The organism is Aeromonas australiensis (genome assembly GCF_000819725.1).
Taxonomy (GTDB): Bacteria; Pseudomonadota; Gammaproteobacteria; order Enterobacterales; family Aeromonadaceae; genus Aeromonas; species Aeromonas australiensis.
Genome location: NZ_CDDH01000002.1, coordinates 89,786 through 107,968, shown reverse-complemented (window position 1 = coordinate 107,968; position 18,183 = coordinate 89,786). Strand labels below are relative to the sequence as shown.

The window sequence follows — 18,183 nt, the reverse complement described above, 5'->3', positions numbered from 1 at the left end:
GGCGAGCGATCGCTATCATGGTGAAAACAGGCGTATCAGACGCCTGCTCTCACTGCGGGAACATAACAATGAAACAGGGAACGTTGCGCTATGGCGGTCTGCTCGGGGCCGCCCTGTTACTTGCTGCTTGTGGCGGCAGCGGTAGTTCTGGCGGGGAAAGTACGCCCCCCGTCGTCAAGCCACCGGCCATTCACCCCCCGGTCGCCACTGCCAATCGAGCCTGCTATGGCGATGATCAACTCGCCTGCAACCTGCGCATCTATCAGGTAATGGTGGAGTCGTTCGTCGACGGTGACGGCAGCGCCAACTACGGCGTCGGCTATGGGCCCTCCCGGCACAACGGCGATCTGCAGGGGATCATCGACAGTCTCGACCACATCAAGAGCCTCAACGTCAACGCCATCTGGCTCACCCCGGTGTTTGACTCCTGTGCAGGGCAAGGTGGTGATGACAAGCTGGATGCCACCGGCTACTTCGCCTGCGACTTTTTCACCGTGGATCCCAACTTTGGCAGCAATGCCAAGCTCAAACAGCTGGTAGACGGGGCTCATCAGCGCGGTCTCTATGTCTTCCTAGACGGGGTGTTTGGCCACGTCAACAAGGTAGGGGTGAGCAAGCCCTCGCCAGAGGGGCGTCTGCCAGCCCTCACCAGCGGCGGTGCCGATTATCCGGGTCAGCTGGTGGATTACAGCCAGCCCCAGAGTCTCGCCTACTTCAAGGAGGTGGCCCGCTACTGGGTCGAGCGGTACGGCATCGACGGCTGGCGCCTCGATCAGGCCTATCAGCTGAGCCTCGATGAGTGGCGAGCCATTCGCCGCGAGGTGGAGCAGGCCAGCGCGGCGCGCAAGGCCGCTGGTCAGCAGTGGGGGACCCTGGGCTACATGGTGGGTGAGGTGTGGAAGGGCGCCGATGACATTCGCGCCCAGGCTTACGGCAGCAGCGACAACCCGGCGCTCTCCTCGGCTTTTGACTTCCCGCTGCGCTACGGCATCCTGCAGGCGCTGGCGGTGGAGGAGTCCGGCAAGGGTGGGCAGGGGGCCAGCGTGCTCGATGCCAGCTGGAACAAGGTAGAGAACTACCCCAGCCACGCCATGCCGAACCTGATGCTGGGCAACCACGATCTGGTGCGCTTCGGCGATCTGCTGGAGCGCGGCAACCTCAATCCGGCGGACTACTGGCAGCGCCACAAGGCGGCCTTCAGCTTTATGGCGGCCCGCTCTGGCCCCATCACCTTCTACTATGGCGAGGAGTTTGGCGACGAGGTGCCGGGCTTTGCTGCCAAGGTGAGTGGCGACTGTGCGGCGCAGGGCTTGTGCGACGATCATGTGGCCCGCAGCGATGGCAAGGTGCCCGGTGTCACCGGCTTTGTGCCGGGTAGCGAACAGGCCGAGCTGAAAGAGTGGCTGGCCCAACTGCTGGCCCTGCGCGCCAAACACCCAGCCCTCTATCAGGGGGAGCGAGTCAAGCTGGTGGCCGATGGCAGCCTCTATGGCGACATCAAGCAGACTGCGGGGGAGCAAGTTGTCTATCTGCTCAACCTCTCCACCTCTGTGCTCAGCTACAACCTGCCGACGGGCAAGCTACGCAGCGGCAGCGCCTTGGTGGATCTGCAGAGTGGTGAGCGCCTGGCCATCGGCGGCAACAGCGTGACGGTGGATTTGCCTCCCCTCACCGGGCGCTTCCTGCTGGTGCGCTGAGGTCGACAAACAACAAGGGCTCCAAATCGGAGCCCTTGTTCATGGGCGATGTTACTTTTCGATATCGCTACCCTGGTCATCCGGACGTGTGCCGGCGGGTACCTGGCTATGACCGTTGCCGTTGCGCCAGTTCTCCAGCCGGTTGTGCACGCCACGGCGCAGGCTCTTGAAGCTGTTCTCCAGATAGTCGACTCCCACCAGGATCGAGAGGGTGACGCCGGTGAGCAGCAACGCCTGGTGCAGCATGTCCATGCCAATGAGCGCACCGAGGGCGGCCAGCATCCAGACGGTGGCCGCCGAGGTGACCCCCAGTACCTGGCCTTCCCGGGTCATCATGACGCCTGCGCCGAGGAAACCGATACCTGTGATGAGCTGACCCAGCACCCGTGCCTGATCGGCGCCCTGGGGGCTGACGGCGGCACCAATGGCGAGAAAGCAGTAAGTACCGAGGATGATGAGGGAGGAGGTGCGGATCCCCACTGGTTTACCACGCAGTTGTCGCTCCAGTCCCACCAGGGTGCCACACACCAGGCAGAGCAGGATGTTCTCCCAGCCCAGAGGGGCTATGTCCAACCAGTTTGCTGTCATCATCTTCACCTCTGCTGTCGATGCTTGTTATCCGGCCCCGCTCTGTCCCCGGTTATCCAGCCGCTGGCGGAAGGCCCGGGCGAGGCGCTCGTAGAGGTCCTTTGCCTCTTTGTCTTCAATATCGCCACGGATCCAGGGATTGTCGATGATTTCCAGCAGCACGCAGTCGCGTCCCAGCTGACGCAAGTCGACCCCGAACAGGCCGTTGCCTAGCTGATGAACGGCGCGGCGTGCGGTTTGCAGCACCCGCTCCGGCACCTCATTAAGCGGCAACGCCTCGATGCGGCTCATGTCGAGGGGGTGCTTGCGGCGGCGAATACGGTTGCCGGGCTCGGGCCGATAGCGGCGGCAGGCAAACAGCGGTGAGCCGTCGAGAAAGCCGATGCGCCAGTCGAACTCGGCGGGGATCCGGCTCTGTACCAAGAGCAGGGCGGAGCGCCCCAACCCCTCGTCCAGCAGGCGGGTGAGCTGTTGCTCGTCGCTGGCCATGGCGAGATCGCGCCCCTGCGCGCCATCGGGCACCTTCACCATCAGTGGCAGGCCGAGCCGCTGTACCAGCTCGCTTACCTGATGGCGGCCGCGCCGGGTTACCACCATGGTGGGCGGCATGGGCACACCGCTGCGCACCATCAGCTCGTAGAGGTAGAGCTTGTTGCTGCAGGCGAGGATGGCGCGGGAGCTGTCGATCACCGGCATCTTGAGCTGTTCGGCACGGCGGGCAAATTCGAAGGTGTAGTGGCCGACTGCCGTCTCGGCGCGCAGCCAGAGGCTATCGAACTCTGGCAGCCGCTCGATGGCCGACGGTGGCAGGATCTCGGCCCGGATCCCCTGGGCCGCGGCCGCCTCGATAAAGCGCTCCAGCGCCAGGGTATCGCTGCTGGCGCGACCGTCATGGGGGTCGACCAGAATGGCGAGCTGGTAGCGTGGCGCCGCCTGCTCCTCGTCACCGGTGCCCACCAGCGCCTGAGCGTGGTGCAGCATCAGCGCTTTTTCGCTTTGGCTCAGTGCCAGCGGTGACAGACTCTGTTGCTGGCGCACCGACCAGCCGTGGCGACCGCGCTTGAGGGTCAGCTCCTGCAGTGGCAGCTGGCTGAGACCATAGTAGTAGCGGGCCAGCCCCGCCAGTTCGCTCTGTTCACACTGGCCGAAGATGGCGCGCACCCGGATCCGGTCCTCGCTCTGCTGGGAAAGCCAGCCCTGCAATTTACGCCACAGCTTGGCCGGCGGCTGCTGGGGTTGCAACTGACTGATTGCCTGCAGACCCGGCAGGCAGTGGTGGCCGCGGGCCTGGGCCAGCAGCGAGCAGTAGTAGCCTGCGCTCAGGTGCTCCAGATTGCGGCAGAGGTTGATGATACGGGGTCGCCCGCCAGTGGTCGGCACGCCATGTTGCAGGTAGGTGCGGGCGGTCAGCAGATAATCGGCATGGCAGGGCCAGTCGCCCAGCTCTTCGACAATGACATAGGTACTCATATTTTCGGCTCCACAGATCAGACTGCCTGAACAGGCAGGATCCCCAGTGGGCTTCGATGCACCGACAAGCACGGCAATGGCGCGAGGGGAAACAAGAGGTTACAGTGCCTAATATGACGCCTTGGTAACTTGTGATACAAGTCGCATCTTTGGTGCTGAAGATATAAATAACCGAACAAGGACTCCCCGTGCTGACCATTCGTGCGGCCCGAACCGATGATCTGGGCGCCATCGTTAAGCTGGAACGCTACTGTTTTCCCCCCGAGGTCGCCTTTGGCCGCAGCCGCTGGCACTATCTGCTGGCCCACGCCAAGGGGCGTACCCTGTTGCTGCTGGACGAGAAACATCAGCTGATGGGCTATCTCTGCCTGCTGGAGCACAAGGGTTGGGATCGGCTGATCATCCAGACCCTCGCCATCCGCTGGACGGTGCGCCGTCTGGGCTGGGCCCGCCGTCTGCTGGAGCAGGTGATCCGGGAAGGGCGCGAGGCTGGCTGGGGGGCGATCCGGCTGGAGGTGGCGGATGTCAATGCCGAGGCGCTGGCGCTCTATCAGGGATTGGGATTTCGTCCCCAGCAGCGGCTGGCGGACTACTATGGCTGCGACCAGCACGCCCACCGGCTGGTGCTGCCGCTGGTGAGCGACGAGGAGCGTGAGCGGCGCAGAGTGGCTCGCACTCAGGCTCGCAAGCCCTCTGCGCAGGCCAACTGACCATATTGAACGAGCAGAATCGAGGAGCAGGATGAGCTGCGACAACTGTCTTGCCACCGCCATCAAGGCCAAGCTGGGGCGCTGCCCGGTCTGCGCCATCCAGACCTTTGTCATCGGCCTGAGTGGCTGGCTGGTCTGGTGGTGGTGCGGCGCCGACACCTCGGTCAACGCCCTCACCGGCCTGCTGTTTGCGCTGGGTGGCTCGGGCCTGTTGCTGCTCCATCTGCTGGTATTTGTCTGGCGCAAGGCGACCGGGCGTGAATTGAGCGATGAATAAATCAGATTGGTTTCAACAACATAAATAACAATATCGGTTGAGATAATGGAGATTCAGATGATTGCAATGGTAACGGGCGCCTCGTCCGGGTTTGGTGAGTCTATCAGCCGCCAGCTGGTGCAGGCGGGCTACAAGGTGATCGGTACCGGTCGCCGTGCCGAGCGGCTGGCTGCGCTGGCTGACGAGCTGGGGGAACAGTTCCTGCCGCTGGCGTTCGACGTGCAGGACAAGGCGGCCACCCGCGCCGCCATCGCCGGCCTGCCAGCCGCCTGGAGCGAGGTGGATCTGCTGGTCAACAACGCCGGTCTGGCGCTGGGGCTGGAGCCGGCCCACAAGGCGGATCTGGAAGATTGGGAGCAGATGATTGCCACCAACATCAGCGGTCTGACCCTGCTCACCCGCCTGCTGCTGCCGGGCATGGTGGCGCGCAATCGCGGCCACGTCATCAATATCGGCTCCATCGCCGGCACTTACCCCTATCCGGGCGGCAACGTCTACGGCGCCACCAAGGCATTCGTGAAGCAGTTCAGCCTCAACCTGCGCGCCGATCTGGCGGGCACCGCCGTTCGCGTCACCAACGTGGAGCCGGGCCTGTGCGGCGGCACCGAGTTCTCCAACGTGCGCTTCCACGGTGACGATGCCAAGGCGGCTACCGTCTATCAGGGGGTGGAGGCGATCCAGCCGGACGATATCGCCAATACCGTGCTCTGGGTGAGCCAGCAACCGGCCCACGTCAATATCAACAGCATCGAGATCATGCCGGTGGCCCAGACCTTCGGCCCGCTCAATATCAGCCGTCGCTGATCGCTGCATTGGTTGAAACAAAGAGGCTCCCGTGGGAGCCTCTTTGTGTTGGCGAGCCGGTCACAGGCTCATGATCTTTTTGAACTCCTCCGGCGAATACTTCTTCTCGCTGCGCTTGGTGAGATCCGTCATCAGCTTGTAGCGCAGATCTTTGGCCATCTGATAGGTCTGCTCCAACTGGCCATAGGAGTAGTCGGCGGCCAGCCCGATGGCGGTAGCCTTGTCGCTGGCATAGGCCTGCTTCAGGCTTTGGTCGAGCAACGCCACCTCCTTGTAGAGCTTGTTGCTCTCCTTGCTCCAGACGCCGCGCAGCAGTGGCAGGTACTTGTCCGGATCGGCGCTGGCCAGCGCCGTCAGGCTGCGGAACTGCCAGTAGGCGGAATCATCGGAGTAGCTGTCGCTGCCGGTGCGATAGGGCAGGGGATAGTTTTCCAGCGTGTTGTAGAGCGGCACCATCACAGATTCGGCCAGCACGCCGTAGCTCTGCCAGATCAATCCTTGCAGCTCTTTGGGCATCTCCTTGCGCAACTGGATGACGTGGGATTCCAGCTGGCGATCGATGCGGATCGGTCGCTCCGCCTTGCCCGCCAGCGATGTGCCGTCATAGGTGGCGCTCAGCACCCTGGCCACGTCCGGCACGGCGATGGGGGCATCCGGCTTCATAAACAGTGGATATTGCGCCTGCCGGGTCGCCTGTTTGTGGGAGGCAGTCAGCATGTTCTGGCCGAGCCACTCCCGATCCACGTTGTAGGGGTCAGCAATCACCCCGAACGCCTTGGCGAAGTTGAACTCTTTCGGGTCGGCGTTCTCCAGCAGTTTGTGTTCGCGCACGAACTCCAGCAGCTTGGCCGAGTGCAGCACATCGGCGCTGTCGAGATTGACGCCGTGGATGCGCAGGCCGTTGGCCACCATGGCGTAGCTGTCGTCCGGCACCCGGACCGCGATCCAGTGGTGGCCGGAGCCAATCTCCATCAGCCAGGCCTCGTTCTCATCCGCCAGATAGAGGCTGTTGCCCTCACCGGCGCCATATTGCTCCACATAGCGACCGAGCAGCTCGACCCCCTCTTTGGCCGTTTTGACCTGCGGCAGGATCAGGGTCGGGATGATGGCTTCAATCACTCCCTTCTCGATCAGCGGATCCACCTTTTGGGCCTTGTCGTTGATCTCGGCGCTGGTGGTGGCCGAAATGGCGACGTTGAACTCGTTGATGCCGCGCTGCTCGTAATACTTGCCGTCAGGGTCGCTGGTGGTCGCATCCCAGTCATGAATGGCGGAGTAGGCGAAAAATGCCTTGGGCATCGGCACTTCCAGCCCGTTGCCCAGCTTCCAGAGTTTGCCCTCGTTCTGCTGCGCGGGCCGGAAGGCGAGGTACTTGTTCCAGTTGTTGACGCCAAAATCCTCGTTTCTGGCGATCATCACGCTGCCGTCCAAGCTGGCCCCCTTGCCGACGATGAGGCCGGTACAGGCGTCGGCACTGGTGCCAAGCAAGGTGAGCAGGGTGGCGGAGAGAAGGCTCAAGGTGTGTTTTTTCATAGGTGTACCCTAAGGGTTGCGGTGAGTGAGAGTCAGACGAGGGGATGAGGTGTGGGGAGGCTGCAACTCCGAACAGGCAGCGGAGCGAGCTCGGCAGATTGGTCTGCCTGTTATTGGTTTGACGAACAGATCATCCATGACGCGGCTGGCTGGTTGTGATGTGCGCCAAAATTGTATTCCTGAGTGGTTGTTTGTTTTGTGATCGAATTGCTGTTCCTGACTTTTCTCTGGCGTCGTGGCGAGCTGACGGCGAAATGTGCCAAAACAGCGTGAACCGGCAGCAGATGAGCCATGATTCTGACGCCAGCCTTGCGTGGGGGGCGTGGTGAGATCCGCCATATCTCAGGGTCTCGCACTATTTGACAAGTTGGCCTGTAACTTGCTGGTTTAATTGATAATGGTGGGGCCTGGCGCCCCATGTGACCGGATCAGCCAGTGCTCATTGCCGCAGATGTGCACCGAATTGGAGCCCCCATGGATATCAAACCTTACAGCCAGCAGCTTGCCCAGAGCGCATCCAACAACCGTGCCCTCGCTACCCTCAGCAGTGCCAGTAGCGGCGGTCAGGGCGGTGGTTGGGAAGAGATGGTCAGCCTCTCCACCCAGCGCATGACCGGTCAGGCCCAGCAGGTGCTGACCTACGAACATCTGGCCAAGAACAACAAGCTGCCGCCAGCGCTGGATATGAGCTCCGACAAGGGGGGCGTGGTGCAGCAGCTGGTGGACAAGGCGCTCGGGTTTGATCGCAAGAAGTTCAACGAGATAGAGGAGAAGCTCAAGACCATCGCCGATAACAAGAAGCTGACGCCGGAAGAGCGGGCGGAGCAGAGCAAGCCGCTCAACGAGCAGCGAGAGGCGATGCTGAAAGAGGCGATGGATCGCCTGACCGGCAAGAAGAGCTCATCCACAGAGGAGGCCAAAACTGCCTGATCCTGCCGTTGTTCTGATATCTACCCGGTCGGCAGCGATGGGCCAGTGTCGACCGCCGGTGGGCAAGCTTCTGCCACCTCTTTTGACCTCACCTCCTCACAGGCGCACAATGTCCGCGCATTGAGCCAGTCGAGGAGTCCGCCGTGTACAACTTCCAATATGCCAATCCGACCCGCATCTGTTTTGGTGAGGGGCAGATCGCCAGCCTGCCAACGCTTATCCCGCCCGGTAGTCGGCTGCTGGTGCTCTATGGCGGTGGCAGCATCAAGCAAAACGGCGTCTATGAGCAGCTGACCCGGGCGCTGGAAGGGGTGACGTGGCAGGAGTTCTCCGGCATCGGCGCCAACCCCAGATACGAGCTGTTGATGGAAGCGGTGGCGCAGGTGAAACGCGAGCGCATCGACTTCCTGCTGGCGGTCGGTGGCGGCTCCGTGGTGGATGGCACCAAGTTTGTCGCGGCGGCCGCCTGCTACGAGGGGGATGACCCCTGGGATCTCTGCGGCAAACAGGCGAGCGTGCACAAGGCGCTGCCGATGGGCTGTGTGCTGACCCTGCCCGCCACCGGCTCCGAGAACAATCCCACCTCGGTGGTGAGCCACGGCGATCTGAAGATCTCTTTCAGCAGTCCGCTGGTACAGCCGCAATTTGCGGTGCTCGACCCGACCACCACCTACAGCCTGCCGCCGCGCCAGACCGGTAACGGAGTGGTGGATGCCTTCGTCCATATCGCCGAGCAGTACCTCACCTTTCCGGTCGGCGGCGATGTGCAGGATCGGCTGGCGGAAGGGCTGCTGCAGGTGCTGGTGGAGAACGGCCCCAGGGCGCTGGCGGAGCCGACCAACTATCAGGTGCGGGCCAATCTGATGTGGGCCGCCAGTCTGGCGCTCAACGGCCTTATCGGTTGCGGGGTGCCGCAGGATTGGGCCTCTCACGCCATCGGCCATCAGCTGACGGCGCTATACGGGCTGGATCATGGTCAGAGTCTGGCGGTGGTGCTCCCCTCACTGCTCCGTGAGCGGGCGAGCCAGAAGCAGGACAAGCTGGCCCAGTTTGCCGAGCGGGTGTGGCATTCGACCCGCGAGGACAAGGCCCTGCGCATCGAAGAGGCGATCATCCGCACCGAGCAGTTCTTCCAGAAGATGGGACTGGGCACCCGGCTCTCTGACTATGGCCTCAGCGAAAGCTGCATTCCGGCGGTCTGCTCCAACCTCAAGCGGGTGGGGCGCACCGCGCTCGGTGAGCAGCAGGATATCGACCCGGATCGGGTGGCGCGCATTCTCGCCCGGGCGCTATAAGCCGGCGCCGGTTTGTTGCCCTGGCAGATTCATTTTCCCAATAAAAGAGGGCCGCTTGTTGCGGCCCTCTTGCATCACGGGTTAGCCGATCACTCGGTCCGCGCCTTGAGATAACCGGCGTAGTCGGGGATCTGTACGCTGAACGCGCGCTGCATATGGGGGCTATCCATGATGAAATCGGCGGTCGCCTCGTTGGTGGCAACCGGGATGTTCCACACCGCGGCGAGGCGCAGCAGCGCCTTCACGTCCGGATCGTGGGGCACAGCATTGAGGGGATCCCAGAAGAAGATCAGCACGTCGATCTTCCCTTCGGCGATCAGGGCACCAAGCTGCTGGTCGCCACCCATGGGGCCGGAGAAGAGGCAGGTGATGGGCAGTTGTGCCTGCTTGCCGAGCAGGGTACCGGTGGTGCCGGTCGCATAGAGATGGTGGAGCTTGAGCTCCTCCTTGCGGCGCATCACCCAGTTCAGCAGAGGGCTCTTCATGTTGTCGTGAGCCACCAGAGCCACTCGTTTGTGGGGCGCCATCTCGCGTGCAATCTGTTCCATGGACATCATCCGTAGCATTGTTATTGGCAGAGAGCCGTATCCTAATCGAAAGCGGCGCCCATTGCCTTGCCGGGCGCCGTAACTGTGATCACTTCGACTGTTCAATCCACTGCTTGTGCTTCTGCTCCAGCACCGAGATGGGCAACATGCCGTATTCCAGCACATGGTGGTGGAACGCCTTGAGGTCAAAGCCTCCGCCCAGTGCCTGCTCGGCCGACTCCCGCATCCGGATCAGCGCCAGCTGGCCCGCCTTGTAGGAGGTCGCCTGGCCGGTGTAGGCCATGTAGCGCGGCACTTCGGAGCTGATGTCCCCCGCCCCCAGCGCCGAGTTATCCTTCATGTAGTTGACGGCCTGATCGTGACTCCAGCCATACCAGTGAATACCGGTATCCACCACCAGCCGCATGGCCCTCAGCATCTCCTCGTTGAGGCGGCCGAAATACTGCAGCTGGTTGTTGAAGGCGGATGATCCCTCGACCTTCACGTCCCCCACCGCCGGATCATAGAGACCGCGCCCCTGATAGAGCCCCATGTCGTGATCCGCTAGGTATTCGGTGTAGAGCGCCCAACCCTCCGCATAGGCGGTGTAGGAGGCGTTCGCCACGTACTTCGGGAAGTCGGGATCCTTGGCGGCCAGCTCCTGGGCGATGGTGATCTGGAAGTGGTGGCCCGGCGCCGCCTCGTGAGCCAGCAGGGTACTGATGTTCCAGCTCTGCAGACCATAGGGGTAATAGGTGTTGAGGAAGAACTGCCCTTTGCGGCCGGTCTGCGGGTTGCCGTCCTGGTACCAGGCCACCCCGCCGTATGGCGCATCCGCATAGGAGACGGGCACCACCTCGTAATCCAGCTTGGGAATGGTGCGCTCGGCATCGAAGAAGTCCGGCAGCACCAGCGCCGCCTTGCTCTTGAAGATATTGTACTCCAGCAATGCCCGCTCATGTTCGGCCAGTGCCTGCTGCTGCGGCCCGCTCAGGGTCGCCCCGGCTGCATTGTCCGGGTTGAGGCCGGTGGACCAGACCGCCAGCGGATTCTGGTAGAAGAAAGCCGGCTCGTTCAGATAACGGAAGAAGGCGTAGATCTGGCCGCTCTGTTTGCTTTGGGCCACGTCTTCGTTGTCACACTTGCCAACGGTGTGGCACACCTTGACCATGGCAGCGAAGATCCGGTCTACCTCGCTCAATCCCAGCTCATGTACCTGCTCCGGTGTCATATTGGTGGTGGTGTGCTTCTTCAGCAGCCAGCGATACCAGTCGCGCCCGTTGGTCATGCCACAGAAACCGTCATCACACTCGCCACTACCCAGGCGCACTGCATAGGCGCCGCCATGCTGGTAATCCAGATAGTCGCGCAGCGCCAGATAGCGGGTGTTGATGCTGTCCAACACGGCTTTGTAGTCTGCTCGCAGTGTGGCATCGGCATCCCCCGGCAACTGCTGCCAGCCGAGGTAGGCGCCTGTGAGCATGTCGCCATCCAGCTTGCTGTTGAGCTGGGCCAGCAGCCGGTCTACCAGCTCATCAGGCAAGGTGTTGCCCTGAACACTGGCCTGCTCGAACTGGTGTTTTACCTCGGCCAGATAAGCATCATATGCCTTGAGCCAGGTGAGGTGTTCTTGGTACCAGGCCAGCGGGGTCATTGTTGTCTTTGCTCGGGCTGCCATTGCAAGTGCCGGAGCTGTGCCTGTACGGTCGAGATCCCGTCGCCATGCGCCATCACCCGGTTCCACCCGGTCGGCCGAGCTGTGCTCGAAATAGTCGAAGTCACCGCTGACGGTACGAGCTGTTTTGCCGCTGGCAGGGGCTGCGCCAACGTCATCTGCCAGATCCACCACGCGGTTACGGAAGTGATGGATCGGGATCTGGGATTGGGGTAAATCGTACCCTTCAAGATTGATCTGCAAGTCCCAGCGGATCATGTCGTAGAACAGCCGATCCCGCTCACTTAACAGCGTGGGATCCAGTGCATTCAGTCGTTGGAGCAGTGAACTGTCGAGTGCCTTTCGCTTGGCGATGCTGGCGGCATCGATGGCAAAACCGTAGGGGTCGAGCGACTGGCTCTCGCGCAGGGCCTCATCCATGGTCTGCATCAGGGATGCTTTGGTGGTTGCGGGGTCTGCTGGTGCGTTCGAGCTGTTGTCATTGCAGGCGGCAAGAGACAGGGCTATGGCGCAGGCTAGCGCTAGCTTGTTGGGTAGGAAGTGCATGATGTAGTCCTTTCACATGTTGTTATTGTATGTCCCTGTGAGGGGCCCCAATAGTGCAACTCCCAAGCGTCTATTTTTGCGATCTGAATAGCAAAAATACGCTTATTTTTCATGCTGATAAGTGGCGTGAAAAGCTATGCAGCCAGACATTAAAAAACCCGCCTAAGCGGGTTTTTTAATCGTTTTTTCATGCCATAACTATTCAGGATGAACCATGGTGCAGTTGCGACTGCTGGTAGTTCTCCAGCCCGATGCGATCGATAAGATCGAGCTGGGTCTCCAGCCAGTCCACATGCTCCTCCTCATCCTCCAGGATCTCCTGGAACAGGTCGCGGCTGATGTAGTCTTGCACCGACTCGGCATAGGCGATGGCTACCTTGAGGTCGGGGATGGCATCCATCTCGAGCGACAGGTCGCAGCGCAACATCTCTTCGACGGTCTCGCCGATACGCAGCTTGCCCAGATCCTGCAAATTGGGCAGCCCTTCGAGAAACAGCACCCGCTTGACCAGTTCGTCAGCGTGTTTCATCTCATCGATGGACTCGTGATACTCCTTGTGCCCGAGCGCCTTGAGGCCCCAGTCATCGTAGATGCGGGCGTGCAGGAAGTATTGGTTGATGGCAATCAGCTCATTGGCCAGCACCTTGTTGAGGTGGGCAATGATCTTGGGATCTCCTTTCATCGACAGTGCTCCTTGGTTCGTGCCTGAGGCTTCGATCGTTAGAGCTTAGTCCAGAAAAGTGACAACAAGTGGTCCGGCGAGTCAGCTCGCCTGAGATAAGAGGTGACCCTGTTGGCGGGTCGAATCAGAAGAGAGGTGTCCCGATCAGGCCACTTCGTAGTAGAGCACGGGTTGCTCCTGCTCCATCTTGTCGAGCTCGGCTGCAATGATCTCCATGGTCATGCGCACGCATTTACCACACTGGGCACCCACCTCGAGCGACTGCTTGAGCTGGCGGAATTCGCTTTTACCTGACTGCACCGCTTTGCGGATCTGGGTATCTGTGATGCCGCGGCACAAACAGACATACATGGTGGTTACCTCGCGCTGAAATTAAATGAAATCTAAATGAGAATGGTTCGTGGTGCAAATAACCATTGGTAATAAGATCCCCTGCTTGCCACTCATCGACCCCTTGGGGACAATGCTGGCAACCAGAGGAGATCATCATGCTCAAGAAACTGTTCAGCGCCCTGTTCGGGGGCGAGCCGACCAAGGCGCCTGAAGTCACTCCCACCGAATATGCCGGCTATCTCATCTATCCGGAGCCCATGGCCGAAGGTGGCCAGTACCGACTGGCTGGGCGCATCACCAAGGAGCTGGACGGCGTGCTGCAAACCCACCGCTTTATCCGCTCCGATCTCTTTGCCAATCCGGCCGATGCCGAGCGTTTTATGGTGCAGAAGGCCCACACCTTTATCGATCAGATGGGAGATCGCATGTTTGAGCCTCGCAAATCGGCTGACAGCCCGGCGTCATGACACCGCAACAGGTCACCCTGCTGCGCGAGGCGCTGGCCCGCGCCGGTGAGCGTCGCCTGATCTGGCTGGAAGGGGAGGAGGGCGAGTGCATTGCCCGCGCCCAATCCCTGCTCGGCGAGACCGTCTTCTGGCTGGGTGCCGGGCCCGAGTGTTATGGCCCGCAACCCGCCGCCAAGGCGCTGCAGCGGCTCGGTCAGGAGTGCGACACTCTGGTCTTCAATGCGTTCAGCGGCTTTCACCCCGACGCATTCGGGGCGCTGGCGGGCACCCTGCGCGCCGGTGGCTTGCTGTTGCTGCTGACGCCGCCCAGAGCGCAGTGGCCTGAATGGCCGGATCCTGACCGGATCAGGTTGGTGGCCCAGCCGGAGGAGGCAAGCCGGGCCGGTCACGGCTTTATCGCCAGGCTGGTGCGGCTGCTGGCGGGCGATCCAGCCCTCTCTCTGGCGCCGCCGGTTTGCTCGCAGCCATGGCAACCACTTGGAGCCGAGCGGCCATTGAGCGATGATCAGGCGCGGGCGCTGCCAGCTATCCACAAGGTCTTACACGGTCATCGCCGCCGGCCACTGGTGCTGAGCGCCGACCGCGGGCGTGGCAAGAGTGCGCTGCTGGGGCAGGCCGCCGCCGAGCTGCTGCGCCAGCAGCCCGAACTGAACATAGTGGTGACGGCCCCCTCACAGGCCGCGGTCGCCACCCTGTTTATCCACGCCGCTCGCGGACTCGATACCACGCCTGAACAGCTAACCGGGCTGAGCTACTGCTCGCCGGATCGGCTGGTGCACGAGGCGATGAATCCCGATCTGCTGCTGGTGGATGAAGCGGCCGCCATTCCGACCCCGCTGCTTGAGGCCATGCTGGCCCGCCACAGCCGCATTGTATTTGCCACCACCGAGCACGGTTACGAGGGGACGGGGCGCGGTTTTCATCTGCGCTTCAAGCGGGTGCTCGATAGTCAGGCGCCAGATTGGCAGGAGATCCACCTCTCTGAGCCCATTCGCTGGAGTGAGCGTGATCCACTGGAGCCGCTGATTTTCCGCCTGCTCGGCCTCAATGCCGAAGTCGCAGCGCCCATGCCACCGACTAGCCCGAGCTGGCGTCTTATCAGTCAGGAGGCGCTGGCGAGTGACGAGGCGTTGCTCCACCAGCTGTTCGGGTTGCTGGTGCTAGCTCACTACCAGACTACGCCGGGCGATCTCAGGTCTCTGCTGGAGAGCCCGGGTCTCGACATCCATCTGCTGGAGCAGGACGAGCGCCTGCTGGGGGTGGCCTTGGTGGCGCGGGAAGGGGAGATAGAGCCCGAGCTGGCCGAGGCGATCTGGGCCGGTCGCCGCCGTCCGCGCGGCCATCTGCTGCCCCAGTCGCTGCTGGCCCACGCCGGTTTCAAAACGGCGGGGGGGCGCAGCTACGCCCGGGTGATGCGTATCGCCATCCACCCCGAGCTGCATCGCCATGGGCTGGGGTCGCTGCTGCTTGGCAAGCTTGAAGAGCACTATCGCCAGATTGGTATCGACTACCTGGGTTCTGCCTTTTCGGCCAGCGCCGACCTGCTCCCCTTCTGGCGCAAGGCGGAGCTGGTGGTGTTGCGCATCGGCCTGCAGCGGGATGCTGCCAGCGGCTGCCACGCGGCCCTGCTGCTCAAAGCGCTGAAACCCGAACATGAGCCCGAGCTGGCTCAGTGGCAGCAGCGTTTTGTACGCCAGCTGCCGACCCTGCTGGCGGGCGAGTTGAGTGCCTTGGATCCCGAGTTGGTATGGCAATGCCTGCAAGGCAGTACCGTTACCGCGCCGGAGCTTGGCGAGTTCGAGTGCGATGAGGTTGAGTGCTTTGCTCTGCATCACAAGCCGTTTGAGCTCAGCCAATCCAGCCTGCAGTTGTGGCTGGGGGGCAATCTGGTCCGGTTGGCCGAGCTCACCCTGGATGAGCGTTATCTGCTAATCGCTACCATCTGGCAATATGTTGACTGGGGAACGCTGGCCGCGAGGTTGCAACTGGCGGGCAAACCCGCCGTGATCAAGAGTTTGCGGGCGCTGCTGGCGCGTCTCTTGAGTTCCTCTACCACTCGATAGGTTTGCCCTGCCAGTCGAGAAAGCTCAGTTCGCCATCCGGTTGCAGCCGGTTCATCAGGTTAATCAGATGGTTGGCTACCAGCTCGGGACTCTGCACGTTTCCCGCCGGGGCATTGGCGTGAAACGGGCGGGAGAGTTGGGTATCCACGGTGCCGGGATGGAAGGCCAGCAATTTGACACCGGGCGCCCGTCGGGCCAGCTCGATAGCGGCACACTTGAGCAGCATATTGAGGGCCGCCTTGGATGCCCGATAGCCATACCAGCCGCCCGCTCGGTTGTCGCCAATGCTGCCGACCCGGGCGCTGAGAACGGCCAGAGTGCAAGGCTCGCGGCCAAACAGCGGTAACAACTGGCTGATCCAGCGCAGCGGCAGCAAGGCGTTGGTCTGGTAGAGGCGCGTCATGGCATCGAGATTGATTGCTTCGAGTCGCTTCTCTGGCTGGATCTCCCCCTGATGCAGGATGCCGTTGCAGATCACCACCCTGTGCGGTCTTGGTGCCAACTTCGCGATGCGGGCTACCGCAGTTGCCATCTGCTCATCGCTGTAATCACAACATAGCCAGTGCAAGGTCGGCGAAGAGGCTCCTGCTGGTGCGGGCTGACGGCTAATGGCAATCACTGGCCCGACATCCGCTGCCAGCCAGTGTGTCACCAGAGCCGCCCCGACACCGCCAGAAGCGCCAATCACGATTATACCTTCACCCATCTCAGGCTCCTTATGAGTGCTTGATAGGTTTCCCCATCAGCCAATGCGCTCCTGACTAAGTGCTACGAGCCCGCCAGGCTGCGGGATCAAGCGGTTAAGGCTGCAATCTTGCCGAGATCCGAGCCGCTGGGCGAATTCCATTCCTATACTGAGGAAAAACAGCAGCTGAGTGCTGCCTGCGCAACCAGAGCATGAGAGTCACCATGATGGCCAAAGACGGGGAAGATCGTAAATCCATTCTGACCGAGAGTGGCACCAACGAGCTCGAGATCATTGAGTTTCACCTCAAGAAATTGCTGCCGGACGGGCGGGACAAGGTCGCCTATTACGGGATCAACGTCGCCAAGGTACGCGAGGTGATCCGGGTGCCGGAGACCACAGACTACCCCAATGCCCAGCGCCATATGGTGGGGGTATTCTCCCTGCGGGATCGTCTTATCCCGCTGGTGGATCTGGCCGGCTGGCTCGGTATCAAGACCAACCCTGACCATAGCCACAAGGTGGTGATAGTCACTGACTTTAACCGGATGGCAAACGGCTTCTTGATCGACAGCGTCAGCAGGATCCACCGGGTCTCCTGGGAGGATGTGGAGTCTCCCAGCCAGTTTCTGGAAGCGGGTGAAAACGACTGTGTGGTGGCCGTGGTCAGGCGCGATGGCAACCTCATCATGATCCTCGACTTCGAGAAGATCATTGCTGACATCAACCCCGAGCTCAGCATGGAGAAGTACGACGTCACCCAGGATCGCAAGGTGATCATCGACGATCGCATGATGGCGCTGCGCCAGGGTAAAACCATTCTGGTGGTGGATGACTCGGCTTTTATCCGCAAGATGATCGAGACGACCCTGCGCACCGCTGGCTATAACGTGATAACGGCCAAGGATGGAGGGGAAGGATTGGAAATGATGACCGATTTCGATCGCCTGGCCCAGGAGGAGCGGATGCCGGTGACCGGCTTCGTCAACGCGGTGATCACCGATGTGGAGATGCCGCGCATGGATGGCATGCACCTGCTCAAGCGGTTGCGGGATACCCCCTCCTACAAGGAGATGCCCATCGTGATGTTCTCCTCCCTGATGAGCGATGACAACCGCCAGAAAGCGCTGCAACTGGGTGCCAACGATACCATTACCAAACCTGAGATAGGACGCATGGTGGGGATGATGGATCATATGCTGCTGGGGATTGCCCCGCCTTCGCCCGCCAACAACATCTGACCAGCCATTAATTCTCAATTGGCCGGTCGAATTAACTGACCTGTGCCTCAAACGGCCACTCCTTGCCAAGGAGTGGCCGCGCTGTTTTGGCTCGTTGCTGCGATCCCGGCACCCCTTGTCTCCCGGATATGATTCATGTAATGATAATTATTATCATTTGTTGGCGTGAAGCGTATGACAGCAACCTGGGTGAAGGGGTGGGTCGAATCGACCGAAAGTGGTAGCAGTATGAGTCACTGGAAACAACAGACCAGAGAGGGCAACCGGCTGTTTGATTGCGGCGAGTACCATCAGGCGTTGGCCCATTATCAGCAGGCACTCTGGTTGGCTCGTCAGCAATTGGGGCAGTGGCACGATGCTGATGAGGCGGTGGCGGCGCTGGTGGTGGCTCACCATAATCTGGCGGATCTGCTGGTGGCCATGACCCTGCCCGATCGGGCCGCCGACCTGCTCTGCTATGTGCACGACTGCCTGCTGGCGACCAGTCACTCCCCCGTTTGCCCCGCCCGCCTGCGAGAGGCCGCTTTGCGCCATATCCGTACAACCCGTGCCGAGTTGCTGACGTTTGTGCAGCGCCACGGCAGCCACGCCGGGATCATGCGCTCGCTCGGTCACTGCCTGTGTCAGAGCGAGCCCTCATCCCGGCTCCATTAATCCGAA

18 protein-coding genes are annotated in these 18,183 nt (G+C 61.5%); 10 read left to right on the top strand and 8 right to left on the bottom strand.

Translation table 11 applies throughout. The annotated features are described in order from the left end of the window. The first annotated feature begins 68 nt into the window (after nt 1-68). Nucleotides 69-1,697 carry an alpha-amylase family protein gene (locus BN1117_RS00795; RefSeq protein ID WP_040094079.1) on the top strand — a complete coding sequence of 543 codons (1,629 nt, stop codon included), beginning with the start codon at nt 69-71 and terminating at the stop codon, nt 1,695-1,697. 51 nt (nt 1,698-1,748) lie between these two features. Here the strand turns inward: BN1117_RS00795 and BN1117_RS00790 are convergent, their stop codons facing one another. Together BN1117_RS00790 and BN1117_RS00785 are read right to left on the bottom strand one after the other, a co-directional pair. Beyond that, nucleotides 1,749-2,288 carry an MgtC/SapB family protein gene (locus tag BN1117_RS00790; protein ID WP_040094077.1) on the bottom strand — a complete coding sequence of 180 codons (540 nt, stop codon included), beginning with the start codon at nt 2,286-2,288 and terminating at the stop codon, nt 1,749-1,751. A 24-nt stretch (nt 2,289-2,312) separates the two neighbouring features. After that, entirely contained in the window at nt 2,313-3,755 is a 1,443-nt protein-coding gene (locus BN1117_RS00785) for a RimK family protein (RefSeq protein WP_040094076.1), read from the bottom strand. 188 nt (nt 3,756-3,943) lie between these two features. Here BN1117_RS00785 and BN1117_RS00780 point away from each other — a divergent pair, with 188 nt between their 5' ends. Genes BN1117_RS00780 through BN1117_RS00770 form a run of 3 tightly spaced genes read left to right on the top strand, consistent with a single transcriptional unit; the run spans nt 3,944 to nt 5,546 of the window. After that, nucleotides 3,944-4,465: a GNAT family N-acetyltransferase gene (locus BN1117_RS00780; RefSeq protein WP_040094075.1), complete on the top strand. Its 522-nt coding sequence runs from the start codon at nt 3,944-3,946 to the stop codon at nt 4,463-4,465. Nucleotides 4,466-4,496: 31 nt separating this feature from the next. Continuing rightward, on the top strand, nt 4,497-4,742 hold the full coding sequence (locus BN1117_RS00775) for a DUF3624 family protein (protein ID WP_040094074.1): 246 nt from the start codon (nt 4,497-4,499) through the stop codon (nt 4,740-4,742). Nucleotides 4,743-4,799: 57 nt separating this feature from the next. Continuing rightward, a complete protein-coding gene (locus BN1117_RS00770; RefSeq protein WP_040094073.1) occupies nt 4,800-5,546 on the top strand; it encodes an SDR family oxidoreductase in 747 nt (248 codons plus the stop codon). Between the two features lie 60 nt (nt 5,547-5,606). On the opposite strand, the gene BN1117_RS00765 is transcribed toward BN1117_RS00770, so the two are convergent. Beyond that, nucleotides 5,607-7,079 (bottom strand): C69 family dipeptidase, encoded by a 1,473-nt coding sequence (locus tag BN1117_RS00765; protein WP_040094072.1) that lies wholly within the window; start codon nt 7,077-7,079, stop codon nt 5,607-5,609. Nucleotides 7,080-7,553: 474 nt separating this feature from the next. Between BN1117_RS00765 and BN1117_RS00760 the strand changes: the two genes are divergently transcribed. Beyond that, nucleotides 7,554-8,009, top strand: coding sequence for a hypothetical protein (locus tag BN1117_RS00760; protein WP_040094071.1), 456 nt, complete (start codon nt 7,554-7,556; stop codon nt 8,007-8,009). A gap of 143 nt (nt 8,010-8,152) precedes the next feature. Then, nucleotides 8,153-9,304: an iron-containing alcohol dehydrogenase gene (locus tag BN1117_RS00755; RefSeq protein WP_040094070.1), complete on the top strand. Its 1,152-nt coding sequence runs from the start codon at nt 8,153-8,155 to the stop codon at nt 9,302-9,304. Between the two features lie 89 nt (nt 9,305-9,393). Here BN1117_RS00755 and BN1117_RS00750 read toward each other — a convergent pair whose 3' ends face one another. The 4 genes from BN1117_RS00750 to BN1117_RS00735 form a co-directional block, all read right to left on the bottom strand. Continuing rightward, the gene (locus BN1117_RS00750; protein WP_040094068.1) at nt 9,394-9,852 is read right to left on the bottom strand and encodes a methylglyoxal synthase; all 459 of its coding nucleotides are present in this window, start codon (nt 9,850-9,852) and stop codon (nt 9,394-9,396) included. 88 nt (nt 9,853-9,940) lie between these two features. After that, nucleotides 9,941-12,052, bottom strand: a complete 2,112-nt coding sequence (locus tag BN1117_RS00745; RefSeq protein WP_040094067.1) for a DUF885 domain-containing protein — start codon at nt 12,050-12,052, stop codon at nt 9,941-9,943. Nucleotides 12,053-12,254: 202 nt separating this feature from the next. Further along, entirely contained in the window at nt 12,255-12,734 is a 480-nt protein-coding gene (bfr, locus tag BN1117_RS00740; RefSeq protein WP_005335967.1) for a bacterioferritin, read from the bottom strand. A 144-nt stretch (nt 12,735-12,878) separates the two neighbouring features. Continuing rightward, nucleotides 12,879-13,085, bottom strand: coding sequence for a bacterioferritin-associated ferredoxin (locus BN1117_RS00735; protein ID WP_005335965.1), 207 nt, complete (start codon nt 13,083-13,085; stop codon nt 12,879-12,881). Between the two features lie 137 nt (nt 13,086-13,222). On the opposite strand from BN1117_RS00735, the gene BN1117_RS00730 reads away from it, so the two are divergent. Together BN1117_RS00730 and BN1117_RS00725 are read left to right on the top strand one after the other, a co-directional pair. Further along, a complete protein-coding gene (locus tag BN1117_RS00730) occupies nt 13,223-13,534 on the top strand; it encodes an HlyU family transcriptional regulator (protein WP_040094065.1) in 312 nt (103 codons plus the stop codon). Further along, nucleotides 13,531-15,597: a tRNA(Met) cytidine acetyltransferase TmcA gene (locus BN1117_RS00725; protein ID WP_040094063.1), complete on the top strand. Its 2,067-nt coding sequence runs from the start codon at nt 13,531-13,533 to the stop codon at nt 15,595-15,597. The genes BN1117_RS00730 and BN1117_RS00725 overlap by 4 nt, the downstream gene beginning before the upstream one ends. On the opposite strand, the gene BN1117_RS00720 is transcribed toward BN1117_RS00725, so the two are convergent. Next, a complete protein-coding gene (locus tag BN1117_RS00720) occupies nt 15,584-16,303 on the bottom strand; it encodes an SDR family NAD(P)-dependent oxidoreductase (RefSeq protein WP_040094061.1) in 720 nt (239 codons plus the stop codon). The genes BN1117_RS00725 and BN1117_RS00720 overlap by 14 nt on opposite strands. Nucleotides 16,304-16,506: 203 nt before the next feature. Here BN1117_RS00720 and BN1117_RS00715 point away from each other — a divergent pair, with 203 nt between their 5' ends. Together BN1117_RS00715 and BN1117_RS00710 are read left to right on the top strand one after the other, a co-directional pair. Continuing rightward, nucleotides 16,507-17,523, top strand: coding sequence for a chemotaxis protein (locus BN1117_RS00715; RefSeq protein WP_040094059.1), 1,017 nt, complete (start codon nt 16,507-16,509; stop codon nt 17,521-17,523). Nucleotides 17,524-17,697: 174 nt separating this feature from the next. After that, nucleotides 17,698-18,177 (top strand): DUF2753 family protein, encoded by a 480-nt coding sequence (locus BN1117_RS00710; protein ID WP_082032531.1) that lies wholly within the window; start codon nt 17,698-17,700, stop codon nt 18,175-18,177. Nucleotides 18,178-18,183: the final 6 nt, after the last annotated feature.

Excerpts from the sequence above, each read along its gene's own strand:
- BN1117_RS00750 (WP_040094068.1), bottom strand. The coding sequence starts at position 9,852 with ATGGAACAGATTGCACGCGAGATGGCGCCCCACAAACGAGTGGCTCTG.
- BN1117_RS00715 (WP_040094059.1), top strand. The coding sequence starts at position 16,507 with ATGATGGCCAAAGACGGGGAAGATCGTAAATCCATTCTGACCGAGAGT.
- BN1117_RS00760 (WP_040094071.1), top strand. The coding sequence starts at position 7,554 with ATGGATATCAAACCTTACAGCCAGCAGCTTGCCCAGAGCGCATCCAAC.
- BN1117_RS00785 (WP_040094076.1), bottom strand. The coding sequence starts at position 3,755 with ATGAGTACCTATGTCATTGTCGAAGAGCTGGGCGACTGGCCCTGCCAT.
- BN1117_RS00765 (WP_040094072.1), bottom strand. The coding sequence starts at position 7,079 with ATGAAAAAACACACCTTGAGCCTTCTCTCCGCCACCCTGCTCACCTTG.
- bfr (WP_005335967.1), bottom strand. The coding sequence starts at position 12,734 with ATGAAAGGAGATCCCAAGATCATTGCCCACCTCAACAAGGTGCTGGCC.
- BN1117_RS00745 (WP_040094067.1), bottom strand. The coding sequence starts at position 12,052 with ATGCACTTCCTACCCAACAAGCTAGCGCTAGCCTGCGCCATAGCCCTG.
- BN1117_RS00795 (WP_040094079.1), top strand. The coding sequence starts at position 69 with ATGAAACAGGGAACGTTGCGCTATGGCGGTCTGCTCGGGGCCGCCCTG.
- BN1117_RS00775 (WP_040094074.1), top strand. The coding sequence starts at position 4,497 with ATGAGCTGCGACAACTGTCTTGCCACCGCCATCAAGGCCAAGCTGGGG.
- BN1117_RS00770 (WP_040094073.1), top strand. The coding sequence starts at position 4,800 with ATGATTGCAATGGTAACGGGCGCCTCGTCCGGGTTTGGTGAGTCTATC.
- BN1117_RS00730 (WP_040094065.1), top strand. The coding sequence starts at position 13,223 with ATGCTCAAGAAACTGTTCAGCGCCCTGTTCGGGGGCGAGCCGACCAAG.
- BN1117_RS00735 (WP_005335965.1), bottom strand. The coding sequence starts at position 13,085 with ATGTATGTCTGTTTGTGCCGCGGCATCACAGATACCCAGATCCGCAAA.
- BN1117_RS00710 (WP_082032531.1), top strand. The coding sequence starts at position 17,698 with ATGACAGCAACCTGGGTGAAGGGGTGGGTCGAATCGACCGAAAGTGGT.
- BN1117_RS00790 (WP_040094077.1), bottom strand. The coding sequence starts at position 2,288 with ATGATGACAGCAAACTGGTTGGACATAGCCCCTCTGGGCTGGGAGAAC.
- BN1117_RS00720 (WP_040094061.1), bottom strand. The coding sequence starts at position 16,303 with ATGGGTGAAGGTATAATCGTGATTGGCGCTTCTGGCGGTGTCGGGGCG.
- BN1117_RS00725 (WP_040094063.1), top strand. The coding sequence starts at position 13,531 with ATGACACCGCAACAGGTCACCCTGCTGCGCGAGGCGCTGGCCCGCGCC.